The following is a 16590-nucleotide window of genomic DNA, read 5'->3' on the forward strand; positions in this document are numbered from 1 at the left end:
GTCATGCAAATCGCATATCGCAAACAATAATGGAAATCGCCTGTCGTTCTTTCGAGCGGCAGGCAATTTCATGTCGTTGCTTATTGCGCGATTATTTGCGACGCAGCATTTCGTGCAGAGTTTCGATGATCTTGCTGTATTTGATGGAATCCGTGAAACGCAGGCGTGGGAATGCGTTGATCATACGACGCTGCTGCTTGTTCAGGATAGATGCGGCAGTGGCCTGCATACTGGCAAGAATCTCCTGCGAAGAGTCCGACCAGTCCTGAACCTTGTCTTGTACCTTGTCACGGAATTTGTCTCGGAAAACGTCCTTGCCCCATTGCAGAGAATCGCCGGCCTTCTCCGCATATGCCTGCACGGTTTCACTGAACTTCGCAAGATTATCGGCCAAATCGATGATGCCAAACACTGTGATAATGGTATCCGCGACGATAAGCGCCATGAAAATCACACACATCCAATGCACCGCCGGCAAAGGAATCATCCGTGTGACACGATTCACTTCAGGCTGTATCACATCGGTGATGAGCACACCCAGCAGACCGAACACCACCGCTCCAAGCAAACAAATGCGCCCTTGAACGTTGAATCGGAGATGACTGTAATCCCACCACCGCGCGTGGAATAGCTTTTCCATGCCCCATGACGTGATGTATTCAAGTATGCATGCGCCAATCGAGGAGATGAGAAAAACAGCGAAGGGATTATGCAGATCATGCAGCAGCATAATCGCAAGAACGGCTCCACAACCGTAGATCGGACAGACGGGACCATTCAGGAAACCACGATTCACCAAACGACGTTCCGAAACGGACACAAGAATCGACTCGTATACCCATCCGGCAAATGAATAGAACAGAAACCATAAGAACAGGTATTCCAACAGGAGCATGCCTTTGAGCCGTCACTTTCCACTTATGCACGTATTGGTTTTCGTCTTATAGAAGCGGTCAAAGCTGAACGTCTCCCGTGTGGCGCTGATCTTATCTGCGATAGTCACCAAATACCCTTCAAGATACCGAGGCGGTATCGGTGTCAAAGGAAACATATGGTTCTCAATGCTGTCACGTTCCACTCTATTGAGATGGAAATCACGCATGGCATTGCGCATGGCGGTGCCACCATGGGTGAAACCATGCATACGATGCCGGCCACCATCATGAGCATGCCAGTCGTATAGAAAATAATCATGCAGCAGAGCGGCGCGAATCAACGAATGCAAATCCACCCTATGCCATAAGTGCAACCTGTCTGCAATCCATACGGTCAGACAGGCCACACGAATGGAATGCGCAAACGTGGTGACCACGCCATGCTGGTAACAGACTCTTTCGATCTGCATATGCTCATGGCATAGTATTTCCTGGCCGTGAAGCCGAACAAGCTGCTGTATCTGCGTTCGTGTCAGTGGCACCGCTTTGCCTTTGTTTATGTATTGTTGCTGTGGTTACTTAAGCAATGATTCCGGCGTCTTGTATGCCGGGCCATCACTGACGGAGTTTGCGAAGGCACGCAGCTGTTCGATGGCGGTTTTCGCGGAAACGATCTGCTCGCGCACACGCAGCGGAGACGTACCTCCCTTGCCATTGCGGGCGGAAACCGAACCTTCGGTGGACAGCACTTCGCGCACTTCAGGCGCCTTGTCGGCCGGAAGGAATTCCTTGAAGACCTCGACAAAGTCATCGTCAGTCAGGTCCCACAGTTCCTGGCCGCGGTCTTCGGCGATCTTCACGCATGCGCCGGAAAGCTCATGCGCATGGCGGAACGGCACTCCGTTCTTGACGAGCCATTCGGCGATGTCGGTGGCGAGGGCGAAACCGGTCGGGGCTTCTGCTTCGAGGCGTTCCTTGTTGAAGACCATGGTGCCGACCATGCCGGTGAACGCGGGAAGGAGCACTTCCAGCGTGTCGACCTGATCGAATACGGCTTCCTTGTCTTCCTGAAGATCACGCGCATAAGCGGTGGGCAGGCCCTTCAGTGTGGTGAGCAAACCGGCCAGATCGCCAATGAGACGGCCGGACTTGCCTCGTGCGAGTTCCGCGATATCCGGGTTTTTCTTCTGCGGCATGATGGACGATCCAGTGGAATAAGCGTCGTCAAGGCGCACGAACGCGAATTCCTGGGTGTTCCAGATGATGATTTCTTCAGACAGCCGACTGATGTCGACACCTGCCATGGCCGCAATGAATGCGAATTCGGCGACCAGATCACGGCTGGCGGTACCGTCGATGGAGTTCGCGGTCACCTTGGAGAAACCAAGTTCGCGGGCCACGGCCACCGGCTCCAAGCCAAGGGTGTTGCCGGCGAGGGCACCGGAACCATACGGGCTTGCGTCGATGCGCTTGTCCCAATCGGCAAGACGTTCCACATCGCGCAGCAGCGGCCACACGTGAGCCATCAGCTGGTGTGCGAGCAATACCGGCTGGGCGTGCTGCATGTGGGTGCGGCCCGGCATGACGGTGCGTCCAGCCTTTTCGGCCTGTTCGGTCAGTGTCGCGGCGAGGCCGAGCAACATTTTGGCGATGACGCGGCTGTGGCGACGGAGCCACATGCGAATCAGTGCAGCGATCTGGTCGTTGCGGGAACGGCCGGCGCGGAGCTTGCCTCCAAGTTCGTCTCCGGCAATCTGCAGCAGTCCACGTTCCAATGCGGTGGCTTCGTCCTCATCGTCTTCGATTGGAGCAAACGCACCGGAATCCACACGACGCTGCAGCTCGTCGAGAGCATCTTCCATGCGCTGCAGCTCATCGGCGGTCAACAGTCCCGCGCGTCCGAGCGCACGGGCATGGGCGCGTGAGCCTGCGATGTCGTCGTCGGCAAGACGCCAATCGAATTGGGTGGACTTGCTCAGTCGCGCGAGTTCCGGAGACGGGCCGGACTTGAAACGGCCGCCCCACAGGGCGAGGTGTTCACCATTGGTTGTGCTCTCGGTCATTGTTACTTCATTCTCCTTGCAGATATGACTGAGGGAGAGAATACCAGTCAGGATGGTCCTAACGGTACGCTCTCCCCCATTATCGAGACGATTCGGTGTAAAACCCGCTTACTCGACGCTGTTTTCCGGAACCTCGATTCCATTGCCGAACTTGACGTCGCGGGCTGCGGCCACACGGCTCGGCAGACCGTAGATGTCGATGAAGCCGTTGGACGACTTCTGATCGAAGCTGTCGCCGGAATCGTAGGTGGCCAGATTGTAGTCATACAGCGAGGTGTCGGAACGACGACCGGTCACGACGGCGCGGCCACCATGCAGAATCATGCGGATTTCGCCGGAAACGTACTTCTGGGTATCTTCGATGAAGGCGTTCAGGGACTGCGTCGCCGGGGAGAACCACTGCGCATCGTAGACGAGTTCGGCCCAGCGCTTGTCGATATCACGCTTGATGCGATGCTGCTCGCGTTCGAGACAGCAGTTTTCGAGTTCCTGGTGGGCGGTGATCAGTGCGATAGCGCCCGGAGCCTCGTACAGCTCGCGGGACTTGATGCCGACCAGACGATCCTCGATCAGATCGATACGTCCGATGCCCTGTGCGCCTGCGCGACGGTTCATCTCTTCGATGGCCTGCAGCGGAGTAACGTCGTGACCGTCGATCTTGACAGGGATGCCCTGCTTGAATTCGATGACGACCTCATCTTCGACCGGCGGGAAAGCCGGATCGTCGGTGTAAGAGTAGCAGTCCTTGGTCGGGCCATTCCACGGATCCTCAAGGAATCCGGTTTCGATGGCGCGGCCCCACACGTTCTGGTCGATGGAGAACGGGCTCTTCTCGGTCTGCACGATCGGAAGCTTGTGCTCCTTAGCGAATGCGATCTCGACGTCGCGCGTCAGCGACAGATCACGGATCGGGCTGATGGCCTTCAGCGTCGGGTCGATGGAGGAGATGGACACCTCGAAACGGACCTGGTCGTTGCCCTTGCCGGTGCAGCCATGGGAGATGGTGTCGGCGCCGAACTGGTGGGCGGCGCGCACAAGATGCTTGGAGATGAGCGGGCGGGAAATGGCGGAAACCAGCGGATACACACCCTCATATAGGGCGTTGGCCTTCAGCGCCTTCATGCAGTACTCATTGGCGAACTCGTCGCGGGCGTCTACCACATACGCTTCAACGGCACCGCAGGCAAGCGCGCGCTGCTTGATGGTTTCGAGGCTTTCGCCACCCTGGCCGACGTCGAGGGATACGGCCACGACATCCTTGCCGGTGCGTTCCTTCAGATATGAAATGGCGACGGAGGTATCCAGACCACCGGAGTACGCCAGAACGAGACGATTTTGATCGCTCATGGTTTCCCTTTCTAACATCAAACGTTATTCATCAGTATATGCAATGCTCTGTATATTTATGCATATACGGTGCGTCGTGTCCACTATACGGCTATTCAGCCTTTGGACACGACGTCCAACAGCCATTGCGCACGCTGTTTCGCATAATCGTCATCGGCGCAGATCACCATGACGGTATCGTCCCCGGCAATGGTGCCGAGCACGCCATCGATGGGCTGCTTGTCGATCACACTTGCCACATACTGGGCCGCGCCAGACGGCGTGTGGACCACCACCAGATTCCTAGCCGCCGCGACCGAAGTGACCAGTCCCGAAAGCACACGATTCATCTGCTGTTCCGTTTTTGCATCAGGATTAGCCGATGCGCTTTCCTCCGGCTGTCTACCCAGCGCATAGGCCACGGTTCCGTCAGCCAAACGGGTTTTGGTGGCATGGATCTCGTCAAGATCGCGGCTCAAGGTGGCCTGGGTCACTTCGATGCCCTGATCCGCGAGAATCTGGGACAGCTGCGACTGCGAGGTGACGATGCGCGTCAGCAACGCCTGCTCGATGGCGCTCAATCGAGCGGCCCGTGTGGCAGGACGTTGCAGCGCAGGTGTTTGGTCCGTCATCAGGCCAGCAGGCTTTCATCGCCGCGGGTCTTGCCGGTAAGCCAAGTCAGCAGTGCCTTCTGCGCATGCAGACGGTTGCCGGCCTCGTCCCACACCACGGACTGTGGTCCGTCGATGACTTCGGAGGTGACTTCCTTGCCGCGGTATGCCGGCAGGCAATGCTGGAAGATGGCGTCTTCCTTGGCATAAGACATGAGTTCGGCGTTCACCTGATAATCCCAGAACGGCTTGGAACGGATGGCGTATTCCGATTCTTCGCCCATGGAAACCCATGTATCGGTGAACACGCAGTCGGCGCCGGCGACCGCTTCCTTCGGATCGGTGGTCACCAACACGGAACCGCCGGTTTCGGATGCGATGGCTTCGGCATCGGCAACGATCTGCGGATCCGGCAGATAGCCGTTCGGCCCTGCGACACGCACGTTCATGCCGGCCACGGCGCCACCAAGCAGATAGGAGTTCGACATGTTGTTGGCCGCGTCGCCGAGATAGGCGATGGTTTGGTTTTTCAGATTGTCGACGCCACCACGATGTTCTGCGATAGTCTGGAAGTCGGCAAGAATCTGGCAGGGATGGAATTCATCCGTCAGAGCGTTCACCACCGGATGGGTGGAATACTTGGCCATTTCCTCGACACGATCCTGGCCAAAGGTGCGCCACACCACGCCATAGGCCATGCGGTCAAGCACGCGTGCGGTGTCGGCGACCGGTTCGCCACGGCCAAGCTGGGAGCCGGACTTGTCGATGACCAGCGGATAGCCGCCCAGTTCGGCAACGCCAATGGAGAAGCTGGAACGGGTTCGGGTACTCGGCTTGTCGAAGATCACCGCGATGCCCTGCGGGCCGGCGAATGGCTGATGGTAGAAACGATTGTTGTGGAATTTGATGGCGAGTTCGAGAACCTGCTTCTGTTCTTCATGGTTGAGATCGTCATCGCGCAACATGTGGCGCAATTCAGGAGTTGCCATTGTTGGCTCCTTTCAAAAGAGTTTCGGTTCGTTGTGATTGCCGGCTATGTTCAGTCGTTGGGAAGATCCGCGGGGATCTTCGCGAGGATGGAGATGGCCTGATCAATATCCTGTTCAGTCACCACCAGCGGAGGAACAAGACGAAGCGCATCTGGCGCTACCGCGTTGACGATCAAGCCGTGCTCCAACGCCCAATTCATCGCCGCATGCGCACATGGATGGGCAAGTTCGGCCGCATCGAGCAAGCCACGTCCACGCACGGAGACGAAAAGCGGATTGCCGCAAGCCATGATGCCGTCACGCAATTGCTGGCCACGCGCCTCGGCGTTGGACACAAGGCCGTCTTCCTCAATGGTTTCCAACGTGGCCATCGCGGCGGCCGCTCCGAGCGGATTGCCCGCAAAGGTGGAGCCGTGGGAGCCTGGGGTGAACAGTGCGGAAAGCTTGGCGCCGAAGGAGATCATGCCACCCATCGGGAAACCGCCTGCAACGCCCTTGGCGAAGGTTACGATATCCGGAACCACTCCGCCCGCGAGATCCTCACGCTGGAACGCGAACCAGGATCCGGTACGCCCGATACCCGTCTGGACCTCATCGATGATGAGCAGCGCGTTGTTGTCGTCGCACATCTGACGGGCCTTCTTCACATAGCCGGCCCCAAGCGGACGCACGCCAGCCTCACCTTGGATCAGTTCCATGATGACGGCGGCGACAGGTCCCTTGCCGTATTTGCCGGGACCGGTTTCGGCAAACGCGTCATGCAATGCGGCCTCGTCTCCAGCTTCGACGAATTCGATATTGGGAACCAGTGGCTCGAACGCTTCTCGGATGGAGGGCTTCCACGTTGCGGACAGCGCGCCCATGGTACGCCCATGGAAGCCGTGGGTCATGGCGATGATACGTGCCGGCTTCCCGCCAATGGCAGGCGATGCGCCCGGCAAGGTGCGTCCATACAGTTTGGCAAGCTTCAATGCCGCCTCGTTGCCTTCCGCTCCGGAGTTGCCGAAATACACATGAGATCCCTCGGGAGCGCCCGCAAGCTCAATGAGCTTCGACGCCAGTTTGATCTGCGGCTCCGTGGCGAAGTAGTTGCTCACATGGGCGGCTTTGGCGGCCTGCTCGCTGATGGCCTTCACCCATTTCGGGTGGGCGTAGCCGAGTGCGTTCACCGCGATGCCCGCAAGGAAGTCGAGGTATTCATTGCCATCGACGTCCCAGATATGCGCACCTTCTCCGTGGTCCATAACGCGAAGCGGCGTGCCGAACACGTTCATGTGCACTCGAGAGTACTTCCCCAGCCACTTGGCGTCCTCACTGCCGAGGTTTTCCAATTGTTCAGTTGCCATACGAGCTCCTCATTTCAATACCGTCTTCGGGAACGACCATGGTTCCGATGCCATCTGTGGTGAAAATCTCATTCAGGATGGAATGCGGCTTGCGTCCGTCGATGATATGGGCGCGAGGCACACCTCCGTCGATGGCCCTGACGCAGGCCTCCATCTTGGGACGCATGCCGCTTTCCAAATCCGGCAGCATATCACGTAGGTTCTCCACGCCGATGCGTCCGATCAAAGAGTCCTTGTCTGGCCAATCGGCGTACAAGCCATCCACATCAGTCAACACGACCAGCTTGCTGGCTCCAAGGGCGGCCGCAAGCGCCGCAGCCGCGGAATCGGCGTTCACATTCAACACTTCGGTAGCATCATCCTCATTTGGAGCCACCGAGGAAACAACAGGAATGCGTCCGGCATTGATCAGATCCTCAACCGCGGATGCGTCGACGCTCACCACGTCGCCGACCAAACCAATATCGGTTGGAGAGCCATTGATGATCGGCTTGCGCTGCATGGCGGAAAAGAGCGCACCATCCTCGCCGGAAAGACCGACTGCGAACGGGCCATGGGCGTTGATCAATCCGACAAGTTCACGGGAAACCTTGCCCGTCAAAACCATACGCACCACATCCATGGCTTCCGGCGTGGTGACCCTCAGACCTCCCTTGAATTCCGACTTAATGCCCAAAGCCTTAAGCATGTGCGAGATCTGCGGGCCTCCGCCATGCACCACAACCGGATGCAAGCCGACCTGTCGCAGAAAAACCATATCTTCAGCGAAACAGGCTTTGAGATGATCGTCGATCATCGCATTGCCGCCATATTTGATGACGATGCGCTGTCCGGCGAATTCCTCAAGCCATGGCAGTGCCTCAATCAGCACTTCCGCCTTTTGGTCGGCGCGCAAATCGGTATGCACGTCAAAATGGAATCCAGGTCCTTTGAGTTCCTTGGTCATTACCGTTCAATCAGCTTTCGTAATCTGCATTAATGTGTACGTATTCGTGGGTCAAATCGTCGGTCCAGACAGTTGCTTCCGCATTTCCCGCATGCAAATCTATGTCGATGTGCACCTCGCGCGGAGTCATGTCGACTTCGGATCGGTCGCGTCCGGCTCCGCCGTTCTCACAGATACGCACGCCATTGACATCAACCGTGACTTTAGTGGAATCGTATGGCGCGACTTCCGGCGGCACGGTGCCCAACGAGCTGACGATACGTCCCCAATTCGGGTCATTGCCGGAAATGGCGCATTTAAGCAGGTTGGACGCGGCCACCGCACGACCGCAGGCAAGCGCCGCATCCTCCGTGGTGGCGCCGATCACCTTGACACGGATGTCGTGGCTCGCGCCTTCGCCATCGCCGATGATCTGGCGTGCCAGAGACGCCGTGGCCTGCGCAACGAGATCGTTGAATTCGTCCGGATCGGGTTCGATGCCCGAAGCGCCGGATGCGAGCAGGAGCACCGTATCGTTGGTGGACATGCATCCATCCACATCGATGCGGTTGAACGACATCTCCACTCCGGCATTCAATGCCGCCTGCAACTGGCCGGCGCTCACCACGGCATCCGTAGTGATGACGCACAGCATGGTGGCCAACTGCGGGGCAATCATGCCCGACCCCTTGACCATACCTCCGATATGGAAGCCGTTGGAGCCTTCCAACTCAACGGTTTTCGGCTTGGTGTCGGTGGTCATGATGGCATGGGACGCATCTGCACCGGCCTGAGCGGTATCGGCAAGGGCCGCGAACGCTTTGTCTGCGCCAGAAAGCACATGGTCAAGAGGCAGAAGCTCACCGATCAGGCCCGTGGAGCAGACCGCGATATCGCTGTCTTTGGCACCTACAAGCGCCGCGACCTTTTGGGCCGTGGCCTTGGACTGCTCATATCCCGGCTGGCCGGTGCATGCGTTTGCGCCTCCGGAATTAAGGATGACGGCTTTCACATGACCGTCGGCCACGATCTTGCGCGTCCACTGCACGGGAGCTGCGCAGAAACGGTTCGAAGTGAACACTCCGGCAGCCATATCCAGCGGACCGTTATTGACCACAAGAGCCAGATCCTTCTTACCTTCAACTGCGGAAATACCGGCTTCCACGCCAGCTGCGGAAAAACCTTGCGCAAACGTTACGCTCATGGCGCCACTCCAATCTTTGCCAGTCCTACATCTTCAGGAAGTCCCAGTGCTACATTCAACGACTGCACCGCTTGTCCGGCCGTGCCACGGTTGAGGTTGTCAATTGCCGCGAAGGCCAGCAAACGACTTGCCTTGCGGTCGACGGCCACCTGAATATGGGCCGCGTTCGATCCGATGATGTTGGCAGTGGCCGGCATAACGCCTTCAGGCAAAACAATCATGAAATCCTGATCCGCATATGCGTCAGCCCAAACCTGCCTGATTTCAGCATCTGACATGCTCAATGCTTTATCGGTTAGTTTAGCGGAAACCGAGGCAAGAATGCCACGGGCCATTGGCGCAAGAATAGGAGTGAATCCCAGCGTGAACTCATTTGCCGCAGCTGCGTTCTTTCCTGCAGCATGGGCGAAGTTCTGCAAAATCTCAGGAATATGACGATGAGTGCCGCCGACAGAATACGGTAATGCGGAACCGAATGCCTCAGCTGCAAGCAAATTGACGCGCTTCAGATTCTTCCCTGCGCCGGAGTAACCGACCACCAGATCGGCAACAATATCCGTCGGCTCAACAAGCCCTTGGGCAATGCCCGGCTGCAGCGCCAATGTAGTTGCGGTCACATTGCATCCCGGACCGGCAATACGCGTGGTTCCTGGAATCACTTCACGTTGGCGCCGGTAAGAACCATCTTCGGATATGCCGGTAATAAGCTCAGGCATGCCGTAAGTCCAGTGCTCATAGAAGTCACCGCCGTAGAACTCATCCCATGCGGTTTTTTCCTCAAGCCTATGGTCGGCCCCCAAGTCCACCACCACGGCATTCGGATCAAGCTGCGAGGCCAATGCGCCGGATGCCCCATGAGGCAGAGCAAGAATGATGACATCATGCCCATTAAGAACTTCCGGAGTGGTGTCTTCCACCACAAGGTCGGCAAGTTGCGGAATATGCGGCATATGCTTGCCAAGCTTGTCCCCAACGGACGAATGCCCGGTCACGCACGTCACTTCGAAATATGGATGGGCCGCGAGGATACGGAGGGCCTCGCCTCCCGCATATCCGGTCGCGCCGGCCACGGCTACTGTGTATTTGGCCATAGTCACGTCTCTTTTCATTGACTCACTGAAAACACATTCAGCATACACTTTATGCACTATATTGCATAATTATGCATTCGTTTCGTGTCGCATAGTGGTCATTGCGTGACTATGACGATTATCAGAAGACAAGGAAACACGCCGAATCAGGCGGTGATCGACTCGTCTCCTTGGCCTGATTCCGCACCGCCAAGCATGTACTGCAAGGTCTCGTTATACAGGTCGGCGACGGATAGTCCATGCATCGCCAACCAAATCACGGCCAAAGTATACAGCACGTTGATGATCACCGCGGCGAGAGCCAAGCCATGCCCTTTCATGTGGAGCTTCTTGGTGCGCCACATCGAGATTGCGCCGACCAACGCAGGAAGGACCGGCACCGGCATCAGCACGGCAAACACGAGAGACATGATCGCATAGGCATCCCAATGGCCGTATGCGGGATTCTGCCGGGGATCGTTGAGATCCAGATTCGGCAGATAGGGCATATTGCCCTGTTGCGGATATTGGTTCGGATCATACGGATTTGCCCCATACGGATTGGCACCGTATGGATTCTGTTGTCCGTTCGCATTGTACGGAGGCATTGGCTGCTGCCCATTTGGAGGGTATTGCCCCGTTTGGTATTGCATATTCTGCTGCTGGACGGCATCCACAGGTTGCGGTTCAGGTTCAGGCGCGCCATACACATACGGATCGTAGCCGGCTGGCAGCTGGCTACTCATCGCGCCATATTCGGGTTGGTTGATTTGACCATACTCCGGCTGTGAAGGTGCAGCGGCATCAGAAGATGACGAAACCGGAGCAGCATCAGCCGTCTCCTGACGTTCGTCGGTGTTGTTCGGCTGATACTGTTCCGGTTCGTTCATAATCATCCTCTGTTCTTGGGAAGGTCGAGATCAGGCGCGCAGCTGCGCACCCAGTTTGGACGCTTCATCCACAATACGCTTGCGGATAGCTTCGCTGTCTTCGGATGCGAGAGTCTTATCCGGAGCACGGAATGTGACCGCGTAGGCCAAGGACTTCTCTCCTTCGCCCAGCTGATCGCCGGTGTACACATCGAACAGCTCAATGCTTTCAAGACTGTCTCCGGCGGCTTCGACGATGACCTGCTTGAGTTCAGCGGCCGTAACGTTGGTGGACACCGTGAAAGCCAGATCCTGTTTGACCGGCGGGAAGGTGGAAATCGGCTTGGCCTGCACCGGCTTGCCGCTCAACGTGGCGAACAGCGCGGTCAAATCCAATTCGAAGGCCGCGGAATGGGCAGGGAAGCCCAACGCCTCGTTGACATGCGGGTGAAGCTCGCCGACCATGCCGACGAATACGTCACCGGCCATCACGCGGGCTGCACGGCCCGGATGCCATTGTGCCGACACATCTTCAGCCTTCGGCTGATCCAGTGTGAGAGCTGCGCCAATACGGTCGGAAATGCGCTGCACCGCCTCGACGGCGTCAGACCAATCCACTGCGCGGCGGTCGCCCAGCCAACCGGAGTCAACGGCGTTGCCGGTCAGAATGCCAGCAACGTGCATCGGCTGTTCCGGAAGACCGGCATCAAGCGCGGCAAGCTGCTCGTCCGTCGGCTTGACGGCACCCGGCAGCGCCGGAATCGCCGGAGCGTTCGGATCCCACAGATACACGTGGCCAATCTCATACAGCGACACATTCTCCACACCGCGACGCAGATTGCGCTGAACGGTCTGTGCCAGCGTTGGAATAATGTCACGACGCAGGAACGGACGATCACCGGCGAGCGGGTTGGCGATCTCCACGCTGATGTTCTTCGTCTCAGCGGCGTCCAACGCGAAGTTCTTGTAATCCTCATCGCCGACGAATGGATAGCTCAACGTTTCCACCATGCCGTATTCGGCAAGTTCATCGGCAACCTGACGCTTACGCAGCTGCTCAGCAGTCAGACCGACCCTGCCTTCGACCGGTGCCGGCGGCACGGTGACGGGAATCTCGTCATATCCGACAAGACGTGCCACTTCCTCAACCAGATCGCACGGCTCGTTCAAGTCGGGGCGCCAACTCGGAGGCACCACGGAAAACTCGCCGTTGCCGCCTCCTGCGACAGAGCAACCGATATCGGTAAGAATGTCGCTGATGGTGTTCACGTCCGTATCAAGTCCGGCCACACGAGCTACTTCCGAAGCTTTGAACAGGATCGGACGGCGGTTAGAGACGGTATTGAAGTCGGTCGGGTGTTCGCTCGGCTCGCCATTGCCGTACTTAACCATCAGTTCGGCCGCCATCTGGGCGGCTGCCGGCTGCAGCTGGTCGTCCACACCGCGTTCGAAACGACGGGAGGCTTCGGACGGAATCTTGTGACGGCGTGCGGAACGCGCGATCGACACCTGATCGAAGTGCGCGGATTCCAGCAGGATGTTCTTGGTCTCAGCGGTAACCTCGCCGTACAGACCACCCATGACGCCGGCGATGCCGAGCACACGGGAACCGCGCTCACCGTTCGGGGAATCGGTGATCAGCAGATCTTCGACGCTCAGATCATGGTCCTTGCCATCCAGTGTGGTGAGTTTCTCACCCTCATTGGCGCGGCGCACCACAATCGGTCCTTCGATCTTATCCAGATCGTAGGCGTGCATCGGCTGTCCCAAGTCGAGCATCACATAGTTGGTGATGTCTACAGCCAAGGAGATGGAACGCATGCCTGCACGGGCCAGACGGCGACGCATCCAGTTCGGCGTATGGCTGGCCGGATCGAAGCCCTTGACCGCGCGAGCGTAATAGCGATCGCATCCAACCACACCGTGAATCGGATTATTGTCGTCGACGATCACTTCGATATCGGTCTTGGTGCCTTCCGGCAGACCCTTAGTGATCGGCGCCTTCTCATTCAGAGCGACAGCAGGATCAGTGTAGGCGGCACCGGTGGAATGATGGTATTCGCGAGACACGCCACGGTATGAGAACGCGTAGCCGCGATCCGGAGTGATGTTAATCTCCAGCAGCGGCTCATCCAAGTGCAGCAGGTGCATGGCGTCGTCGCCCGGCTGGAGCTTCTCATACTCTTCCGGGGTGAAGCCGTACTTGCGCAACAGGATGATGCCATCATGGTTATCGCCCAAACCAAGCTCACGCTCGGAAGCGCACATTCCGTTGGAGATATGACCGTAGGTCTTACGCGGCTCGATCTTAAAATCGCCCGGAAGCACAGCGCCGGGAAGCGTCACGACGACCTTCTCGCCTGCGGCCATGTTCGGAGCGCCGCAGATGATGCCGCGCGGCACCTTGTTGCCGTTCTCATCGGTTTCGTTGTATTCGTCACCGACGTCGACATGGCACCAGTTGATGATCTTGCCGTTCTTCTGCGGTTCCGGAGTGGCATCGACCACGTAGCCGACGACAATCGGACCAACCAGCTGGGAGGTGTGAATCTCTTCCTCTTCGAGACCGACCTTCACCAGATCCTTGGCAAGCTGTTCGTACGTAAGACCTTCCGGAACCTCGACGTGGTCCTTGAGCCAATCAATGTCAACCATTGGCATGGGTCAATCACTCCCCCATCACAAACTGTTCGCTGAATCGCACGTCGCCTTCGACCAGGTCGTGCATGTCGTTGATGTCATGGCGCAGCAGCAGGGTACGCTCCACGCCGACGCCGAAGGCGAAGCCGGTGTAGACCTCGGGATCGAGGCCTGCGGACTTCAGCACGTTCGGGTTGACCATGCCGCAGCCGCCCCATTCAAGCCAGCCTGCGCCACCCTTCTTATCGGGGAACCACAGGTCGAGTTCGGCGCTCGGCTCGGTGAACGGGAAATAGCTCGGGCGCAGACGGGTCTTGGCTTCCGGACCGAACATGGCCACGGCAAGCTTATCGAGCACGCCCTTCAGATCGGCCATGGTCAGATGCTTGTCGACCGCAAGAGCCTCCACCTGGTGGAACACCGGCGTATGGGTGGCGTCGAGCTCATCGGTGCGGAACACACGGCCTGGGCATGCGATGTACAGCGGCACGCCACGGGTGAGCAGACCACGCACCTGATCGGAGGAGGTCTGGGTGCGCAGCACCATGTTGGATCCGACGAAGCCTGCGGCATCCTTGGCCTGATTGCCCTTGACGTAGAAGGTATCCTGCATCTGACGTGCCGGATGATCGGGACCGAAGTTCAGCGCGTCGAAGTCGTACCATTCGGTTTCCACTTCAGGACCGTCGGAAATCTGCCAGCCCATGGAAATGAAGAAGTCTTCGACATCCTCCATCAGCTTCGGCAACGGATGGCGCGCGCCAAGCGGCTTACGATTGACTGGAAGGGTCATGTCCACGGTTTCGGCAGCAAGCGCACGGGCCTCTTCCTCGGCTTTGACCTGCTGTTCCTTGGTGCCATACGCACGACCGAAATCGGCGCGCAGCTTGCCCATAATCTTGCCGGCGTCTTTCTTCTGGTCCTTCGGCAACGCGCCGATGGCCTTGCTGGCCTGCGTCATCGCGGATTCCGCTCCGGCGTACTGCGTCTTGATGGCTTTCAATTCCTCCATGCTGGAGGCGTTTTCGATTTTCGCGATGCCCTCGGCAACCGCATCGGTTACCGCTTGGGCGTCGAATACCGCACCTTCTGCCACGAGATACCTTTCTCATTTCCCGTTTGTTTTACGCGAAAAACGCGCAATTTCAACGTTTTCCGACTTTACATTCTTTCAACATGACTCGACATAGCCAAGCTCAGCAGCATTACCGCCGAACTGGTGCCGAGGTTCAAGGATTCCGCTTTGCCATAGAGCGGTATGGACACGATCCTATCGGTTCGTTCCAAAACTTCCTTGGTCAATCCACGCGCCTCATTGCCAAACAACACCGCTTTGGCTCCGGCAAGCGTTTCCGGCGCGGCGATTACATCCGTCAAAGATTCCGGCTGTCGGGAATCCGTGCCATATACATCGGCCGCATACACTGCCAGCTCGTGAGTATCGCACCATGCAAAGAAGTCGTCCGTTCCCATGGTCAGAATCGGAAGGTGGAACAGTGATCCCGCGGTGGAGCGGATCACTTTCGGATTGAACACGTCCACGCAGTCGTCGACCAATACCACGGCGGAGCAGCCGGCCGCATCGGCGGAACGGATCACGGTTCCGGCGTTACCGGGATCTCGGACCTGCCAAAACGCGGCGACCATCGCGTGTTCGTCAAAATCACTTGGAGCGGCGGATGCATCAAGGAAAGCTTGCATGTCCGCTACAGCAAGCACGCTTTGCGCATCGGCGCTCATACGGTGCATCACCGCATGAGTGACCTTGTGCACATACGCGCCGGCCTGCATGGCCTTGCCCGCCATCTGCGCGACGACAGGTGTCGCAAACGAGGCATCGGGCTGTGCTGACTCGACCTCAACGTAGAGGTCTTCGACAATCCCCGGATGCCACGCCAGCAGCTCACGCACCGACTGCGGACCTTCTACCATGAAACGGCCAGACCGTTTCCGCCCTTTTCGATCGACGAGTTCGGACACGCGGCGAACGCGCTCCGACTTGGGATTCGCAATGACTTCGGATTTTATAGGCATACGCGTTAGCCTAACACCATTGCCGCAATGAATACCCCGTCCATGTCGCATTTTTAATTCAGAAAACTTTCAGATTCATTCCAGCTTCAATCGCAGCGGACCAGCCAGAGGGCGCAGTTCGGTCGCGATATACAGGGTCAGGCAAATGATTTCAACGACTCTGCCGGCTCGCAGGATTCCAATACCGATAACAATTCCCCGGATTCGCAGCAGCCCGGCAACGCACAGGACGATGCCCCGCCCCAACCACAACAGGGCGGCAAACGTGTATTGCGGAACATCAACCATGACTTCCATGCCGACAAGGTACATGCCATCACCGGACCTTCCGACGCTGGCAAAACCACTATGATCGCTGATTTCCAAGCTTACCAATCCCACGGAGGGAAAAGTATTGTGCAACGGCAGCGATCTGGCGCAGCAGGATAGCTACCTCTTCACCTTGCCCCGTATTCGGCATGTCATGAATTTGGCAGGCCGAGTATGGGGCTTTTGCGCATCCATGAAAGATATGCACAGCTTGCGAGTGTGTTTCACCGCTTTCGATTGGTTTGCGAACATCGGTTCGTTACACTGATTATCTGACTTATTGTCTGATTACGGTTGGGCGCGCGACATCATCCCATGAATGTTGGAGG

General features: G+C 57.6%; 15 protein-coding genes. All 15 read right to left on the minus strand.

Annotated features, from left to right (window positions below):
* Positions 1-91 precede the first annotated feature (91 nt).
* The 15 genes from CE153_RS08580 to CE153_RS08910 all read right to left on the minus strand — a co-directional run bounded on the left by CE153_RS08580 (position 92) and on the right by CE153_RS08910 (position 16318).
* The gene (locus tag CE153_RS08580) at positions 92-895 is read right to left on the minus strand and encodes a putative ABC transporter permease (protein ID WP_039198554.1); all 804 of its coding nucleotides are present in this window, start codon (positions 893-895) and stop codon (positions 92-94) included.
* Positions 896-907: 12 nt separating this feature from the next.
* Positions 908-1417 (minus strand): HD domain-containing protein, encoded by a 510-nt coding sequence (locus CE153_RS08585; RefSeq protein ID WP_022244998.1) that lies wholly within the window; start codon positions 1415-1417, stop codon positions 908-910.
* Between the two features lie 33 nt (positions 1418-1450).
* Positions 1451-2938 (minus strand): argininosuccinate lyase, encoded by a 1488-nt coding sequence (gene argH, locus CE153_RS08590; RefSeq protein WP_022244997.1) that lies wholly within the window; start codon positions 2936-2938, stop codon positions 1451-1453.
* Between the two features lie 108 nt (positions 2939-3046).
* Positions 3047-4303, minus strand: coding sequence for an argininosuccinate synthase (locus CE153_RS08595; RefSeq protein WP_003810287.1), 1257 nt, complete (start codon positions 4301-4303; stop codon positions 3047-3049).
* A gap of 77 nt (positions 4304-4380) precedes the next feature.
* Positions 4381-4896 carry an arginine repressor gene (argR, locus tag CE153_RS08600; protein WP_004222349.1) on the minus strand — a complete coding sequence of 172 codons (516 nt, stop codon included), beginning with the start codon at positions 4894-4896 and terminating at the stop codon, positions 4381-4383.
* Positions 4896-5864, minus strand: coding sequence for an ornithine carbamoyltransferase (argF, locus tag CE153_RS08605; protein WP_099595886.1), 969 nt, complete (start codon positions 5862-5864; stop codon positions 4896-4898). The genes argR and argF overlap by 1 nt, the downstream gene beginning before the upstream one ends.
* Positions 5865-5914: 50 nt before the next feature.
* Positions 5915-7210 carry an acetylornithine transaminase gene (locus CE153_RS08610; protein ID WP_099595887.1) on the minus strand — a complete coding sequence of 432 codons (1296 nt, stop codon included), beginning with the start codon at positions 7208-7210 and terminating at the stop codon, positions 5915-5917.
* Complete coding sequence (gene argB, locus CE153_RS08615; RefSeq protein WP_065435325.1) at positions 7200-8156, minus strand: acetylglutamate kinase; 957 nt, start codon at positions 8154-8156, stop codon at positions 7200-7202. Before argB ends, CE153_RS08610 begins: the two co-directional genes overlap by 11 nt.
* Positions 8157-8166: 10 nt before the next feature.
* Positions 8167-9339, minus strand: a complete 1173-nt coding sequence (gene argJ, locus CE153_RS08620; protein ID WP_099571198.1) for a bifunctional glutamate N-acetyltransferase/amino-acid acetyltransferase ArgJ — start codon at positions 9337-9339, stop codon at positions 8167-8169.
* Complete coding sequence (argC, locus tag CE153_RS08625) at positions 9336-10430, minus strand: N-acetyl-gamma-glutamyl-phosphate reductase (protein WP_099595888.1); 1095 nt, start codon at positions 10428-10430, stop codon at positions 9336-9338. Before argC ends, argJ begins: the two co-directional genes overlap by 4 nt.
* A 146-nt stretch (positions 10431-10576) precedes the next feature.
* A complete protein-coding gene (locus CE153_RS08630) occupies positions 10577-11305 on the minus strand; it encodes a DUF4190 domain-containing protein (RefSeq protein ID WP_180753472.1) in 729 nt (242 codons plus the stop codon).
* A gap of 24 nt (positions 11306-11329) precedes the next feature.
* A complete protein-coding gene (gene pheT / locus CE153_RS08635) occupies positions 11330-13939 on the minus strand; it encodes a phenylalanine--tRNA ligase subunit beta (protein WP_099595890.1) in 2610 nt (869 codons plus the stop codon).
* A gap of 7 nt (positions 13940-13946) precedes the next feature.
* Positions 13947-15014 carry a phenylalanine--tRNA ligase subunit alpha gene (gene pheS / locus CE153_RS08640; protein ID WP_004222372.1) on the minus strand — a complete coding sequence of 356 codons (1068 nt, stop codon included), beginning with the start codon at positions 15012-15014 and terminating at the stop codon, positions 13947-13949.
* A gap of 65 nt (positions 15015-15079) precedes the next feature.
* Entirely contained in the window at positions 15080-15952 is an 873-nt protein-coding gene (locus CE153_RS08645; RefSeq protein ID WP_099595891.1) for a TrmH family RNA methyltransferase, read from the minus strand.
* A 75-nt stretch (positions 15953-16027) separates the two neighbouring features.
* Positions 16028-16318, minus strand: a complete 291-nt coding sequence (locus CE153_RS08910; RefSeq protein WP_158332984.1) for a hypothetical protein — start codon at positions 16316-16318, stop codon at positions 16028-16030.
* Positions 16319-16590 lie beyond the last annotated feature (272 nt).

This window comes from Bifidobacterium sp. N4G05, assembly GCF_002742445.1.
In the GTDB taxonomy this organism is placed as follows: domain Bacteria; phylum Actinomycetota; class Actinomycetes; order Actinomycetales; family Bifidobacteriaceae; genus Bifidobacterium; species Bifidobacterium hominis.

What these genes read in the sequence shown, in the direction of transcription:
- CE153_RS08630 (WP_180753472.1), bottom strand. Translation starts at nt 11,305, where the DNA reads ATGATTATGAACGAACCGGAACAGTATCAGCCGAACAACACCGACGAA.
- argC (WP_099595888.1), bottom strand. Translation starts at nt 10,430, where the DNA reads ATGGCCAAATACACAGTAGCCGTGGCCGGCGCGACCGGATATGCGGGA.
- argH (WP_022244997.1), bottom strand. Translation starts at nt 2,938, where the DNA reads ATGACCGAGAGCACAACCAATGGTGAACACCTCGCCCTGTGGGGCGGC.
- pheT (WP_099595890.1), bottom strand. Translation starts at nt 13,939, where the DNA reads ATGCCAATGGTTGACATTGATTGGCTCAAGGACCACGTCGAGGTTCCG.
- argR (WP_004222349.1), bottom strand. Translation starts at nt 4,896, where the DNA reads ATGACGGACCAAACACCTGCGCTGCAACGTCCTGCCACACGGGCCGCT.
- argB (WP_065435325.1), bottom strand. Translation starts at nt 8,156, where the DNA reads ATGACCAAGGAACTCAAAGGACCTGGATTCCATTTTGACGTGCATACC.
- CE153_RS08645 (WP_099595891.1), bottom strand. Translation starts at nt 15,952, where the DNA reads ATGCCTATAAAATCCGAAGTCATTGCGAATCCCAAGTCGGAGCGCGTT.
- CE153_RS08595 (WP_003810287.1), bottom strand. Translation starts at nt 4,303, where the DNA reads ATGTTAGAAAGGGAAACCATGAGCGATCAAAATCGTCTCGTTCTGGCG.
- CE153_RS08580 (WP_039198554.1), bottom strand. Translation starts at nt 895, where the DNA reads ATGCTCCTGTTGGAATACCTGTTCTTATGGTTTCTGTTCTATTCATTT.
- argF (WP_099595886.1), bottom strand. Translation starts at nt 5,864, where the DNA reads ATGGCAACTCCTGAATTGCGCCACATGTTGCGCGATGACGATCTCAAC.
- CE153_RS08610 (WP_099595887.1), bottom strand. Translation starts at nt 7,210, where the DNA reads ATGGCAACTGAACAATTGGAAAACCTCGGCAGTGAGGACGCCAAGTGG.
- argJ (WP_099571198.1), bottom strand. Translation starts at nt 9,339, where the DNA reads ATGAGCGTAACGTTTGCGCAAGGTTTTTCCGCAGCTGGCGTGGAAGCC.